Source organism: Desulfocapsa sulfexigens DSM 10523 (genome assembly GCF_000341395.1).
In the GTDB taxonomy this organism is placed as follows: Bacteria; Desulfobacterota; Desulfobulbia; order Desulfobulbales; family Desulfocapsaceae; genus Desulfocapsa; species Desulfocapsa sulfexigens.
In genome coordinates this window covers 1,652,417-1,666,924 of sequence record NC_020304.1, presented here as the reverse complement: position 1 = coordinate 1,666,924, position 14,508 = coordinate 1,652,417, and the positions used below count along the sequence as shown (strand labels likewise).

Genomic DNA, 14,508 nt, shown 5'->3' with positions numbered 1-14,508 from the left:
TTATCCTACAACAGCTGTGCCTCCACAGCCTTTATTGCATCTGCCGCAGAGCTGGTGATACCACCGGTATACCCCGCGCCTTCCCCTATTGGGTAGAGGTTTTTCGTATTGACTGACTCAAACTGCTCATTGCGGCATATCCGAACGGGTGAAGAGGTTCGTGTTTCAGCCCCCAGCAGTATCGCATGGTGAGATATAAAAAGAGGTATTTCTCCCCTCCATTTGTGAAATGCAACAAGCAGCTCCGAGATCACAAACTCCGGGAAGAGCTCTCTCATATCAGCAGGAACTGCACCCATCTTATAAGAGTTCTCCTGCACACCCGTCGAGCCTTTTTCACCTAGAAAATCCATCAGATTCTGGGCGGGAACAGACCAGTTTCCGCCACCTGCCTGAAAGGCCTTCTGCTCAATATCCTTCTGGAAGGAAAAGCCTGCCAGGGGACTGTCTGACTTATAGTCACTGGGGTGACAACTGACAACCAGTGCACCATTTGAAAAATTCGATGCCCTGTCCGAATAGCTCATTCCGTTGAGCACCAGCATCTCCTCACTTGAGGAGGCGTTCACCACCTCTCCCCCGGGACACATGCAGAATGTATAGACCCCACGACGAATTTTTCGATTGGTATGATTCAGAGAATAGGTGGCAGCGCCGAGTCCGGGAAAACCATTATACTTCTTGCCATAACGCATCAGATTTATGGTCTGCACTGGATGCTCAATTCTCACCCCAACGGAAATCTGCCGCTGTTCCATGGCAACGCCTCTTGTATGCATCATCTCGACGGTATCACGTGCAGAGTGACCAAGCGCAATAAAGATATGTGAAGAAAGAAACTCTTGCTCACCATTAATGACAATCCCTCTTGCCCTGCCTCCTGTGATCAGGATATCAGTCATTCTGGAACCGTAATATATGTCACCACCTCGCTCGAGAACATGGAGGCGGATATTGCGCACTATCTCACACAGCACATCCGTTCCCAGGTGGGGTTTGCTGATGTACTCAATTTCCGGTGGGGCACCGAATTTGACAAAGGTTTTCAGAACCCGATTGACGGTGGAAGTATTATTATTCCTTCTTGAAAACAGCTTCCCGTCCGAATAGGAGCCAGCCCCCCCTTCACCAAATTGAATATTTGATTCGGGATTGAGCTTCCGCTCTTTGATAAAGCGCTCCACATCAACAGAGCGCTCTTCTATTTTTTTGCCCCGTTCAAAAATTAAGGGTTTAAGACCATGAGAAATAAGTTCAAGAGCTGCAAACATACCCGCAGGCCCAAATCCTACTATAATTGGCCGTTCCTCCATCTGCGCGGTCTTTTTTTCTGCAGTTTCAGCGTGTATATAGGGACTGAACTTCTGCCCGTTGGGATACTTGTCATCGGTACTGACGACCAGTGACATTTTATAATAAAACTGCTCCTGACTGCGCAGATCAAGGGCCTTACTGAGGATTTTTGTAACCGTAATTTCTTCAGGAGCCAGTCCCATCCTCTGCCCTGCAAGGCGCAGGTATTCATCCATCCCGTCTTTTTCGACGGGGATCTGGATGTTATTGATTACCAGCTCCAAAGCAATGCTTCTCCTCTCTTCATTCCTGTACTGCCAGTTGTACCGCATGCCTGGCATGAATCTCTGTTGTGTCGTAAAGTCTCACAGAGGTATGCTTTTGCTGTACGAGCAATGCGATTTCCGTACAGCCAAGAATAACAGCCTCCGCGCCTTTGTCACACAGAGAGTCTATAATATCAAGATATCTCCGCCGTGACCGTTCTGAAACTCTTCCGAGACAAAGCTCAGAATAGATAACCTTGTGGATAATGTCCATATCATCACTATCAGGAACCACGACCTCAATAGTGTATTTATCCGTCAACCTGCCCTTATAAAAGTCTTCTTCCATGGTAAATCGGGTTCCAAGAAGGCCTACCCGTTTCACCTTGTCTGCAACAAGCCTTTCTGCCGTGGCATCGGCAATATGAAGCAGAGGAATCCCGATTGCTGCCTCAATTTCCGGGGCGACCTTATGCATGGTGTTGGTACAGATAAGTAAAAAATCTGCACCTGCCGCTTCAATACTGCGGGCGGCTTGAGAAAGAATTTCGGCTGTAGCCTGCCAGTCGCCCTGATGCTGCAGCTTTTCAATCTGGTCAAAATCAACACTATACATGGAGATTCTGGCAGAGTGCAAGCCACCAAGAACATCTCTTACACCTTCATTAAGAGCCTTATAGTAGCTGGCTGTTGATTCCCAACTCATACCACCAAGCATCCCTATTGTTTTCATTCCCTCGTATCTCTCCTTCATACTTTTTTCAGTTGGCTATTACATCCTTATTCATATCAGACGCTGGGGCCAATCTGTTATTACTCCCCCCCCTGTACGAAGTATCTCCTGCGCCCTTTTCATATCATTGACTGTCCAGCAATTAACCCGGAAACCGGCACGCTGCAACCCATTGATGAGCTCTTCGTCACATATATCCACATTCGGATGATAGGCAGCGGCTTGAAAACTCCTGAGGTACTGAATAAGATCCTGAGGATGCTGTTCTTCTGCCAGAACTGCTATGTCAATTTCCTTATTCAACGCTCGAGCCCGGTGAAGGTATTCATGGCGAAAGGAGGAGAGAAGCACCATATCCATGGTTCCTGTTTCAAAAAGCATCTCCATGATCCTGTCCACAACAAGAACGTCACCGGATGGCGTTTTCAGATCTTTAATTTCCAGATTGACAGGAAAAGAGTGCTTCTTGCTGAAATCCAGAACTTCACGAAGCAGGGGGATTCGCTGCCTCTTGATTGTCTCATATTGAACGTCCGCAACCTCACCACTGGCAACCGCCCCGAAGGGATCATCGGACAGGAACCAGGAACCGACATCAAGCTCACGCAGTTCTGCCAGTGTATAGCAATTAACACTGCAATCAGGATGTTTTTTTAATGCCCTGTTTACTGCAATATTCGTGGTACGTTCCAGGCTATCGTCATGGAAAACAATCAGTTTACCATCTTTGCTCATCCGGATATCTGTTTCCCAACAGTGCGCACCGCATGCCTTCGCCATGGTCATGGCCAGAAGTGTGTTTTCAGGAGCAATAGAACGGGCCCCACGATGAGCACATATCAGCCCCCTTCTGGGTACATGTTCAAAAAACATTACAAATCTCAGCCCACCTTTTGGTTCGAAAAAAATCCCATTCGTCCCTATTTTTTAAGACTATTATGCAACTCCTCCCCGGCAATCCAGCGCTGAAGATTATCTGCAAAAAAATCTGCAAACCGCTCGTGCCAATCATCTACGGCATCGCAGTAGTGAGGAGTTAATAAAAGATTATCCAATTGCCACAATTGACTCAATTGAGGCAATGGCTCCTCACGAAAAACATCGAGATAGGCACCAGCGATCCTTTTTTCCTTCAAGGCAGCAATAAGAGCATCCTCGTCGACAATATTCCCCCGGGCAGTGTTTATAAAATATGCGCTCTCTTTCATAGCCCCAAACATCTTCGCATCAAAGAAATGATGCGTTTCCTTACAGTAGGGCAGATGCAGTGAAACAAAATCAACTTCCGGTAATAGTACAGGAAGCTCATCCGCAGTACAGACGACATCGGCCTCCGGCGAATCCTGTATTCTGGATCGGATGGCTGTGATGTGCATACCAAAGTGACGTGCATTCACAGCCACAGCCCTCCCAATATGGCCCATTCCGAGAAGCAGGAGTTTCTGCCCCTCCAAGGAACGCCAAGGCAATTTCCGATAGAGCTTTTCCCGTTGCTGCTGCTGATAACGGTAAAAACCAAAGTTGAGATTGATCATTGCCCCGATGACCGTTTCTGCCTGAAACCTGCTCAACACGCCGGAGCAATTTGTAACTTGGCACTTCAGTTCATCCAGATCCCCCAAATGATCATATCCGGCACCTGCCACCTGTACCCATTTCACACAGGGAGTTCGTGCAGCCATACTCTGGGCTTTGGTGGAAATGGGATCACAACGAAAACTCAGCAGGATCTGTGGCTGCAATTCAGCCATCTTCTGTGCAACTTCAGCATCGTTACGAGCACTATGAAAAAGAAGGTCAGGAAAACGCCTGCACAGGGTATCAAAATAGCGATCCTGCTCATGGTGGATAATCAAAATGGTAGTACCTGTTGTCATTCTATGCCCCAATGTTGAATTCAGGTTCATATCCCACTGTAAATCGTGCGACTTCAGGGTTACGAATGCTTAAAAAATGTCTATTTTTTTTATCAAAGGGACAAATAGGATTGGTACAGGGTTTGAACCCAAACTTCTTATAAAATTCAGGATTCCCGAGAACAAAGAGTGTCATCGTTTGAATGACTTCCTGGCGCAGGGCAAAACGCAGCAACTCCGACCCTATCCCCTGCCGTTGAAATTCAGGTTTAACAGCCAGAGGTGCCAGATGCAGACCACATACCTCAACACCATTATAAGCCCTGGAAAAGGCAATATAGGCCACAGCCTTATTGACATGGAGACAGACCCACTCATGGACCTCCCTGCCGTTTTTGTGAAGATTTTCCATCAGCCGCACTTCATAATTACTTCGCGGAAAGGCATTGCGCAGCAGGGCCGCCGCCTTGGGCTGTAACTCTGGACTCACTTTACGTATTTTCATTTCTTCTTCACCAACCTTATACCGCTACTGCGATCTATGGTAATGATGCGTTTCTTATAAAGGGCACCAATCGCCTGTTTGAAAACCTTTTTACTCACTCCAAAGAGGGCATAAATTTCCTCCGGCGGACTTTTATCAGAAAGAGAACTTACGCCGCCATTCTCTTTCAGGATGTCAATGATTGCCTGAGAGACTCCATCCACCTTCTCATATCCCGGCAGCTGTAACCTCAGGTCAATCTTTGAATCTTCCCGGATATTATATATATAGCCCTTCAGTTTCTGACCGATAAAGAGTTTCTGAAACACCTCATTTTTAAACAGCATTCCAATGTGTGCCTGATTAATAACTGCCTGATATCCAAGATCAGTCCTGTCAAAAATGAGAAGATCAACCTCTTCGCCTTCTTTATAATCTGGGGGGGAGAGGCCAAGGTATTTATCCAGTTTTGAAGAAGCCGTTATACGATTTGTTTTCTCACTCAAAAAGACGTAAACAACGTAGGACTCGCCCTCTTTCATGGGACTAAGCTGTTCACTCTTCGGGACCAAAAGATCATTTTTCATCCCCCAGGAAAGAAAGGCACCTGATGGAGAAGTTGCTGCCACCCGGAGTCTGGCAAACTCCCCTACCATTGCATAGGGTTTACTGGTAATGGCAAAAAGCCTGTCATCCCCATCAACAGAAACAAATACTTCAACCTCATCGCCCTTGTGATATCTTCCATACACAAACTTTTCATCGAGAAGAATGTCTCCGAGCTCTCCACCATCAAAGCGGACTTCGTGGCCCTGAGTACTCACCACCGCAAGTCTATTAATTTTTCCAATCTCTACCATCATTTCACCCTGTCATTGTAGCGCAACACGCGCATCCTGCCGCAGCAGAAAAAATAAACTTATCTGTGCCAGGACTTCAATCCCGATTCCGCTTCTTTTTCGAGCGCCCCAAGCAACTCTGGAGAGTTAAACATTTTTTCACACAGTTCGCATTTTCTATAGCCAACGATTTCGCGTGCTCGAAATCCGGCAAAAGATGCAATTGCAGTTATGCCTGTGGAGCGGATATGATTATACAGGCTGTTCCCTTCACTTTTCCTGAACATTTCCTCAATCGTATTATCCTTCAGATTACCAAGATGGAAGAAATTTGTCCGTGTAAAATGGCTGCCTGCATCACAACAGGCGTACATATCGAGACTGGGAGCAAGATAGGGATTCATGGAACAGCAGTTTTCCTGATAATCAGTACGCAAGGCGGAACGTTCGAAGGATTGCGCTCTACCGGAAAAAATTACCGGTTCTGGAAAAAACAGCAACTTCTGTTCCCGAAGATACTGTTCATAGCCATCATCATCCTCTGAGAAGTCGGTTACGAATGAAACAAAATAATCAAGACCTGCTTTCTGACAACTTTCCGCAGCGTTAACAATATGGTGCCGGGGAACATTCTTTTGATGCCAGCGGCTGTAGCTCAAACGTAACTGCGATAGCCCACTTTCTTTGAGCAGAAGGGTATAGCTGTCTGCAAGATCAGCGCTTTTCGCCCAAAAGGAATTGGTGACAACCCTGGTGTAGATTTCATATTCTCTGCATAGACTCACCAGTTCGGCAATATCATCAAGATAGAGGAGTGGTTCACCCGCAGTAAAACTTATACCGCGAACCCCGGCAGCAGCCAGTTCAGCAATAATCTCTTTGGCCCGGCACAGCTTCATCTTTTCATTTTTGCGGGCGTCATCAGCCGCGACACAGTGTTCACACCTGATATTACATCGTGTTGAATAACCGAAAGCAATCTTCCTCATCATTTCCTTTTTCATTTTTACAATTTCGACAACAGCAGAACCTACCACTTTTATATTTATTGGGTTATAACAGAAAAGATCCCTATTACCATATGACTGTATGATTCTTCGCCCACAAACAATTATACAACCAAGGATATATATATGCCCTCAAAACTGACAAAAGGCCTATCCCCATCACTCCCGATCAACCTTTTAATTTTCATTCTCTGTATCCAGTTCAGCACCATACTGTTCTCAGGAATATCGGCTGAGGCAGAAACCCGCTACATACGGCCAAGCATAGAAGCTGTTGTCAGAAGAGGCCAGGGAACTGAATATAAAATTGTCGCCATGGTAAAGGACGGAACGGCGGTGGAATTCATCGAAGAAGGTGAAGAATTTGCCAAAATCCTGCTTGACAACGGCAAAGAGGGCTGGGTACTCAAACGCTTTCTGAGTACCGAGCCACCCCTCGATAAACTCGTCGCTTCAATGCGTGCACAAAAAGATGAGATGCTACAGAAAGAAGCCGAGAACCGGCAACAGCTGGACACAGTATCGGAAGCGCTCTTTCGTACAGAGCAGGAACGCGATTCGGCTATAAGTGAAAGAAACAAGATCCAGGCCAGTTATAAGAAACTGCAGCAAGACACCGCAGACGTTGTTCAGATCAAAAGCAATATGGAAAAAGTCTCCCGGGAAAACGCGACACTTACCAAAAAAATGGCTCTTCTCGAACAGGCAAACGAAACCCTGCGAAGCAACTACACTCTCAAATGGTTTCTTGCCGGTGGCGGCGTTCTCGTCTTTGGAATGATCATCGGGGGAATTGTCAGAGGATCACGAAAAAAAAGATCGTCTCTGCTTTAGCACCAGATCCGTCAGATCCCTTTTACATACTGATGCTTTGTTGAAGGCTGGATACTTTTTTCAAGTGCTTCTGCTGAGCCAGGATGACCCGCCAGATAGCTCTCAAAAAGCTTCACAAGTTCTGCTCTATCCAGTGCCACCCTGGTCTCCGTTTGTATCCTCCGCAAATCAACAAGAAAACTGGAAAAAAAATTTGGTATTTCTCTCAGAACATCTGTATTTAAATAATGGGTCGAACCATAAAGTGTGTGATAATTCCCCTTCGTTTTCTCTATCAGGAACGTTTGTTTCTTCAAATTGGTTATCTCAGCCGACTTTTCACAGCAGTGAAGGCAATTTTCGTCAATCCTGTCTTTTGTACATCCTGTGACCTGATGGAAAAGACACTGCCTGCTCGTCATTAATACAATTGGATGATAGATGCTGTAGTAGAGCTTAAAATCATCAGGCTTCTTAATAGCCTTTATCTGAACTCTTTTAAGCTCATTTGAAATAAAGGAGCCAGAACAGTTAAAATTTCCCATCAGACACAGAAGACTAAAGGAATTCGCAACATTCAGATACGGCCCGGCTATCCAGGGAACCCCCCGTTGCCAGCATTCATAGGCGATTCCACTATTGTTGGTCACAACACGTTGTGGCTTGACCTTTTGTAAAAATTCCACTGCTGCGTGATAACTTTCTCCTATAAGAACTGCGGGAAACCAGGGAAGCAAGCCGCGATTGGCTACAAAAATACTGGTGAGAGCTGAATCGCAATTCTCTAAATTATCGGGAATCTGGAAGTAGGTATCTGCAGAGCTTCCCTGACAAAGATGCAGATCCTCCTCTGCAGAAAGGAGCAGAGAAAGAACAGGTTCCAGCATTTGGTCGCCCTGTCTCTTGATCCGTGGAACATCAATAGGAGACACATATTCCTGCGAAGCATGTAATTCCCGAAAAATCTTTTTTCGTATTGCGCTCACCTCTTTAAAAGGAAGAAAGAGACCACGACACAGTCCGTCAGTTTCCAGGGACTCAATAGTAAATTCCGTCTCATTAAGTTGCGCCAATCGCTTTGCCAGCATATCGCAGTCGAGCGACTGCCCACCATCCTTTGTGCGCTTCAGTTCGACCAGACCACTATCTGAAACAACTGTAAATGATCTCTCGGGAGTTTGGACAACGACATGCAGGACGGTTCCGGCCTGGCCAGATACCGAGATCTGCAGGGGGATTTTCTCGCTGCTCAAATGTTCAATCCTGCCTCTTACGTCTGTTATAATTTCCGTTTTCAGATCATACAGTTCCCTTTTGGCCTCTTCCATATTTTCATCAGTAGCACCATCCTTCGTTTCCGCAAGATAAACTGCAGAATAATCCCGGGGATGATCGACAAACATATCTCGGTCAATATCGCCCTTCAGGAATGCGTTTGAGAATCCGCGATTGAAAACCCTGTGGAGATCTTCGTCGTCATGACACAACTCCTCTTGACCATACAAACTCTGAAGCTGTTTTCTCCAAGCTTTGACCACCGTATAGACATAATGGAACTTCTTAATTCGCCCTTCAATCTTTACCGAATCAACCCCGGCATCAGCCAGTGCCTGCACATCAGAAAACGCGGAGTTATCTTTGAGGTTTAGCGGATAATCCTTTCCTGCAACCGTTTTTACATACTGGTCTCTGCACGGCTGACTGCACCTCCCACGATTTCCTGAGTTTCCACTGTTGAACGAACTTAAATAACATATCCCAGAAAAGGAAAGACAGTAGGATCCATGGACAAACACTTCGGTTAGAAGGCTATTTTGATGTGCCGTTTCCGTCAAGGAATGTATCTCCTGAATACTTAATTCCCGTGACAGATTCACTCTACGAACGTTCAATTTGCTTAGAAAGTGTATCTGCCCTTCATTATGTGTTGTCAACTGAGTCGAGGCATGAATCTGAAGAGTTGGATAGTAGTGTGTGAGAATGTACAACAATCCCAAATCCTGAACAATCAGCCCATCGATCCGCGTGTTCACCAATCTGTTAAGCAGCGTTATCAGGGCAGGAATCTCACTCTCAACAATGACAATATTAAGCGTCAAAAATAGTGCACAATTATTTGTATGGGCAAGTCTGACAATTCCAGGCAGATCGGCAAAAGTAATATTCTCCGCACGATTTCTCGCATTAAACCGGTCCAGACCGCAGTATATAGCATCTGCCCCGGCCACAATCGCCGCCTTTATGGCATCAATGTCACCACCTGGGGCCAGAAGTTCAATTTTTCTCTTCATACCTGTATATTTTGCCACCAATAAAAAATGGATTTATTGACATCTCTATCGTTGTGACAGATACTCATAGGAGTATTTCCCCAAACGTCTTTCACTGCGATAACCGGAGTGAAGAAAGAACACTAACTGCAAGAGGAAGAATCATGTCTACTCCCAAGACGCAGGTCATTATTCTCACCAAAGATTTTCGCATTGAAGGAGCAATCGATCTCGTACCAGGCGCGAGGTTAACAGACTTCATGAATGAGACCAATAAGTTTATGGTTGTCACCAATGCCACGGTTACCGATCACGCCAAACAAGAGATCCTTCGGGGAGAATTTATCAACCTCCTTATCAGTAATATCGAGATTATCCTTCCTGCCGAAAAACTGCTTTAGGAGCTAACCAACTTACCGGGAGACACCCCATGGCATTACTGGATAAAGTTTTCAAAGGGGCCACAGAAATGCATGCCTCGGACGTACATGTTATCCCCGGAGAACCGTTTATGGTTCGTCATATGGGCAAACTGGTGCGCCTGAAGAGCAAGACCCTCACTCCTGAAAACACCATACGTCTGGTTGAAGAATTACTGAGTCCTACCCAATGCGGCATTTTATCTAGAAAACAGCAACTTGACTTTGCCTATGAGCTTGAAGGGGTGGGACGATTCCGGGGAAGCGCTATGCTGCATAACAATGGAGTCAGTGGCGTATTCCGCATTATCCCCCCACAGATACCGACACTTGCCACGCTCGGGCTCCCCGATGTGGTTGCTGCGGCCCTTGAAAATCACCAGGGGATAATACTGGTGACGGGAGCAACGGGACATGGAAAAACTACTACCCTTGCGGCAATGGTGGACTATATCAACTCAAGGCGTGCCCACCATATCCTAACCGTTGAAGACCCCATTGAGTTTATTCATCCCTTCAAAAAAGGAGTCGTCAATCAACGACAACTCGGAAGCAACACCCTTTCCTACAAAAATGCCCTCAAAGGTGCTCTGCGTCAGGATCCGGATGTTATTGTTATCGGTGAACTAAGGGATCTTGATACCATCTCCCTGGCTATTTCAGCTTCGGAAACAGGACACCTTGTCATCGGTACCCTTTCCACTTCAAACGCCGCTAAAACCATTGACAGGATTATTGATTCCTATCCTTCCGGAGAACAGAACCAGATCCGTGCCATGCTTAGCGAGTCGCTCAAGGCCGTCATCACCCAGCGTCTCATTCCTGCTTCAAACGGGAATGCCATGCAGCTCGCCCTTGAAATATTGATAGGAAATTTATCCGTTGCCAATCTTATCCGTGACAACAAAACCTATCAGATTCACTCCACCATGCAGATGGGGAAAAACCTCGGCATGCGTCTGATGGATGAGTCCATAGTGGAGCTTCTCCAATCGGGAAAGATTTCAATGGACGCGGCACTGGCCAACATTGACAAGAAAAGTATGCTCAAACGCTTTATGACTCAAGAACCGGAGCTCGAGCTGGAAGAAAATGACCAGGAGTAGTGGCAGTGATATTATCAGAACCCGCCCTCATGGAAAACAGATCATAGTTTTACGAACGGTAAAAGGATACTCATGGCTCAGATAGATACTTTTTTCAAACAGATGAAGAAACATGGTGCAAGTGACTTGCATATGGTGGTCGGTTTTCCACCTCTGCTGCGTCTTCGCGGAGACCTTATCCCTCTCGATGCCCCTCCCCTCACAGCAGAATCCGCCAAGGATATCCTCTTTGAAGTACTTGATCCAGGACAACAGGAAACCTTTAACAAAAACAGAGATTTTGATAAGGCCTATGAACTTGAGGGTGTGGGACGATTTCGTTGTAATTTTTTATATCAGCATCGAGGTCCCGGCGCAGTCTTTCGGATTATTCCCACCAAAATTCTCACTCTCGATCAGCTCGGCATGCCAGATGTAGTCAAAAAAATAGCCTCTTACGAGAGAGGCCTGGTTCTGGTAACCGGACCTACCGGCAGCGGAAAGTCAACAACCATGGCGGCAATTATCGATTTGATTAACGATACCTATCCAAAGCATATCATCACCATAGAAGACCCCCTGGAGTTTGTCCATCCCAACAAAAAATGTATCTTTTCCCAAAGAGAGATCGGTACCCATGCAGAGACCTTCGGCACGGCTTTGATGGTCGCAAACAGAGAAGATCCCGATGTCATTCTGGTGGGCGAAATGCGAGATCTTGAGACCATATCCCTGGCCCTGACCTGTGCCGAACTCGGTATCCTGGTTTTTGGGACACTGCACACCAACAGTGCGGCAAAAACGATTGATAGAATCATCAATGCCTTTCCCGCAGAGCAACAGGCTCAGACCAGAACCATGCTTTCTGAGTCACTCAAGGCAGTTATTGCTCAGCAGTTATTAAAAACCCGCGATGGAAAGGGAAGGTGCGCCGCAATTGAAGTCTTAATCGGCTCATCAGCTCTGGCATCCATTATCAGAGAAGGAAAAATCACCCAGATAGACTCACTGATTCAGACAGGTAAATCCCTGGGAATGCAGACCATGGACAGCCACCTGCGGGAACTGGTGGACACCAAACAAATATCCCGGGAAGCAGCAAGAGAGAAAGCTATAAATAAAAACCTGTTCAACGAGCATGAATAAGTTAGGCATTGGACAAATAATTTCACCCAACCTCTTGTAAAAAATATCTTTTTCCTATAGTGTCAGTAAATACTAGTACATCTTTAATTTTCTAATATAATTTCATTTTCACCGACTCACGAAAGGAAAATCCCGCTATGCCTGCCAGTATCTGCAGCACTTCAGCAATTACCACAGGCTCTATCTTACCAATAGATTTCCTACGAGACAACATACCTGTCACTCAGTATTTTAAGCTTGAGAACAGGACTGGCAAACTCATTCCATCCCGTAATAGTGACAGTATAGATATAGCATTTCTTCAACGAAACCATGATTTTTTTGAAGTCGGCAGGATCAGTCCTGCAGCCGAACGAATCATCCAGACTGAACTGATAGAACCAGCCAAAAAAGTTCTCGACTCTCTTATTCATCAATTCAAGGAGAAACTCAATGACTCCAGATTTTTAAGCGGAATTTTCTGCGGTAATCCATTACGTAAGAGCTTCCTGAAATGTCTTGGAGGTATCTATGATGACCACCTCACCTTGTTGAATGTAAAAAAACTCAACGACTCGAACAGGGAGATACTGGAACAATCCCTCGACATATGTTCCCTTGCCACCATTCTCGCACTGAGAAGTGATGTTACCTCGCAGGATATTACTACAATTTGCAAGGGAGCTCTTTTGATCAATATTGGTCGGACTCAGATATCGTCGCCGCACGAAGATGCAACTCATATCGACAAAGGATGTCAGTATCTCAGCACTTTGGGCTACGAAGCAACGGTTATAAATATTGTCCGTTTTAAATCATCCTTTGAAAAGATAACTCCCGAGCCACGGCTCCTCATCGGCATCGTTAAGGCGGCCTACCTCTATCATTTGAGCCTTGACAAATGTGGCCCGGAAAACGCTATAGACACCGCTAAAACCCATGCCGCCACCATGAAAAAGCTCAAGACCTACGTCAGGCTTAGCTACATGAACCCACGAGCATATTTCCTCATGGCACGGGTCTTCAATGAGGCTGGGATCTATACCGAAGACGACTAGTACCTTTTTAGGGAGCAGACTACAGCCTCATCTTTGGCAGAAAGACACTGCTCAATGCCCCAACAGCCATAAGTCCTCCCGCCAAAAGGTAGGCACTGGAAAAATTCCCACTGTTTTCAGCCATAATCCCGGCAAGAGCGGGACCAGTAATCTGTCCGACACTAAAAAACAGTGTCAGGGTGGCAAATCCGGCGGCAGCCTTTAAAGGCCCCAGATAATCCCCAATAGCTGCAGCCATAATTGAAGGAACACTCCAGGCACAGAGGGCAAAAAGACCGATGGAAGCGTAGACACTCCCGGGAAGCGGATTCAACGCAAGAAGCAGAAAGGACAGCCCCTGGAGACTGTAAACTAAGGCAAGAGTCCGAGGCCTGCCGAAACGATCGGAAAGAGAGCCGAAAATCGGTCCTGACAGTGTCCCTAAAAGACCAAACCACACCCAGAACCTTCCGGCAACGGCCTCGCTGAACCCGTATTCATTGATCAAACTGGTGATGACAAAGGTCACATAGATAACAACAGTGAAACCAAAGAAAAAATAGATTCCACCGAGATGAAACAGGGTGCGTTTTCCCGCATCAAACGGTTTTGCAACGAGAGGCTTCTGTTGTTTTTCACGACATTTTTTTTCCACTCTTTCAACAAGTTGCAACCCTAAATCCCCAGGCCTGTTTCGAATCAACAAAGAGCACAGAACTGCGATTGTGAGTACCACTGCACCCAGAACCATCCAATTTGTCCGCCATCCCTGTCCCGGCCCGGCCCATCCATTAATGGCAGGGATCAACACGCCGGTGATCATGATTCCCAAACCGATCCCAGACACCATAATTCCTGCAGCGCGACCACGAAGGGTCGAGCCAAACCACTGGGAAACAAGCCCCATGACAGGAACGTTGGCAATTCCACTCCCGATACCAGTGAAAAAGAAAGCAATCAGTACCGGCCAGAATCCATTTGCCCTGCCCACAAGAACCATCGAGACACCCACCAGGAATATTCCGCTGCTGATCACAGACCTGTAGTCAAAACGCTTTACAAGCCTGCTGCTCATGAGCACGCCGAGCAGATAACCAAAGAAATTCCCCGTCCCGATAAACCCCATCTTGCTGTAACCAAGACCAAGATCACTCCCCATGGAGGGAAGAAGCATCCCCAGGGAAAAACGACCAAGTCCCAGAACTGCGACGATGGTCAAGACTCCGGTCAGAACAACAATCCAACCATAATGCACGCTGCGAAGATAAGTCACTTTCTTTC

14 protein-coding genes are annotated in these 14,508 nt (G+C 46.3%); 5 read left to right on the top strand and 9 right to left on the bottom strand.

Going from position 1 to position 14,508, the window contains the following annotated elements; genetic code table 11:
- Nucleotides 1-5: 5 nt before the first annotated feature.
- The 7 genes from UWK_RS07350 to UWK_RS07320 are packed head-to-tail and all read right to left on the bottom strand — an operon-like array spanning nucleotide 6 to nucleotide 6,463.
- Nucleotides 6-1,625 (bottom strand): NAD(P)/FAD-dependent oxidoreductase, encoded by a 1,620-nt coding sequence (locus tag UWK_RS07350; RefSeq protein ID WP_228130047.1) that lies wholly within the window; start codon nucleotides 1,623-1,625, stop codon nucleotides 6-8.
- Entirely contained in the window at nucleotides 1,597-2,292 is a 696-nt protein-coding gene (locus tag UWK_RS07345) for an aspartate/glutamate racemase family protein (RefSeq protein ID WP_015403728.1), read from the bottom strand. The genes UWK_RS07350 and UWK_RS07345 overlap by 29 nt, the downstream gene beginning before the upstream one ends.
- A gap of 51 nt (nucleotides 2,293-2,343) precedes the next feature.
- Nucleotides 2,344-3,165 (bottom strand): glycerophosphodiester phosphodiesterase, encoded by an 822-nt coding sequence (locus UWK_RS07340; protein ID WP_015403727.1) that lies wholly within the window; start codon nucleotides 3,163-3,165, stop codon nucleotides 2,344-2,346.
- Between the two features lie 47 nt (nucleotides 3,166-3,212).
- The gene (locus UWK_RS07335) at nucleotides 3,213-4,169 is read right to left on the bottom strand and encodes a D-2-hydroxyacid dehydrogenase (RefSeq protein ID WP_015403726.1); all 957 of its coding nucleotides are present in this window, start codon (nucleotides 4,167-4,169) and stop codon (nucleotides 3,213-3,215) included.
- A 1-nt stretch (nucleotide 4,170) separates the two neighbouring features.
- Nucleotides 4,171-4,653: a GNAT family N-acetyltransferase gene (locus UWK_RS07330; protein WP_015403725.1), complete on the bottom strand. Its 483-nt coding sequence runs from the start codon at nucleotides 4,651-4,653 to the stop codon at nucleotides 4,171-4,173.
- Nucleotides 4,650-5,495, bottom strand: a complete 846-nt coding sequence (locus UWK_RS07325; RefSeq protein WP_228130046.1) for a CvfB family protein — start codon at nucleotides 5,493-5,495, stop codon at nucleotides 4,650-4,652. The genes UWK_RS07330 and UWK_RS07325 overlap by 4 nt, the downstream gene beginning before the upstream one ends.
- 56 nt (nucleotides 5,496-5,551) lie before the next feature.
- Complete coding sequence (locus tag UWK_RS07320; RefSeq protein WP_228130045.1) at nucleotides 5,552-6,463, bottom strand: radical SAM protein; 912 nt, start codon at nucleotides 6,461-6,463, stop codon at nucleotides 5,552-5,554.
- A gap of 141 nt (nucleotides 6,464-6,604) precedes the next feature.
- Between UWK_RS07320 and UWK_RS07315 the strand changes: the two genes are divergently transcribed.
- Entirely contained in the window at nucleotides 6,605-7,312 is a 708-nt protein-coding gene (locus UWK_RS07315) for a TIGR04211 family SH3 domain-containing protein (RefSeq protein WP_015403722.1), read from the top strand.
- Between the two features lie 11 nt (nucleotides 7,313-7,323).
- On the opposite strand, the gene UWK_RS07310 is transcribed toward UWK_RS07315, so the two are convergent.
- Nucleotides 7,324-9,582 (bottom strand): peptidase U32 family protein, encoded by a 2,259-nt coding sequence (locus UWK_RS07310; RefSeq protein ID WP_015403721.1) that lies wholly within the window; start codon nucleotides 9,580-9,582, stop codon nucleotides 7,324-7,326.
- Between the two features lie 143 nt (nucleotides 9,583-9,725).
- Here UWK_RS07310 and UWK_RS07305 point away from each other — a divergent pair, with 143 nt between their 5' ends.
- The 4 genes from UWK_RS07305 (at nucleotide 9,726) to UWK_RS07290 (ending at nucleotide 13,248) form a co-directional block, all read left to right on the top strand.
- Complete coding sequence (locus UWK_RS07305; RefSeq protein WP_015403720.1) at nucleotides 9,726-9,962, top strand: DUF6812 domain-containing protein; 237 nt, start codon at nucleotides 9,726-9,728, stop codon at nucleotides 9,960-9,962.
- A gap of 29 nt (nucleotides 9,963-9,991) precedes the next feature.
- Entirely contained in the window at nucleotides 9,992-11,086 is a 1,095-nt protein-coding gene (locus UWK_RS07300; RefSeq protein WP_015403719.1) for a type IV pilus twitching motility protein PilT, read from the top strand.
- 72 nt (nucleotides 11,087-11,158) lie between these two features.
- Entirely contained in the window at nucleotides 11,159-12,211 is a 1,053-nt protein-coding gene (locus UWK_RS07295; protein WP_015403718.1) for a type IV pilus twitching motility protein PilT, read from the top strand.
- Nucleotides 12,212-12,348: 137 nt separating this feature from the next.
- Entirely contained in the window at nucleotides 12,349-13,248 is a 900-nt protein-coding gene (locus tag UWK_RS07290; protein WP_015403717.1) for a hypothetical protein, read from the top strand.
- Nucleotides 13,249-13,267: 19 nt separating this feature from the next.
- Here UWK_RS07290 and UWK_RS07285 read toward each other — a convergent pair whose 3' ends face one another.
- Nucleotides 13,268-14,500 carry an MFS transporter gene (locus tag UWK_RS07285; protein WP_015403716.1) on the bottom strand — a complete coding sequence of 411 codons (1,233 nt, stop codon included), beginning with the start codon at nucleotides 14,498-14,500 and terminating at the stop codon, nucleotides 13,268-13,270.
- Between the last annotated feature and the right edge of the window lie 8 nt (nucleotides 14,501-14,508).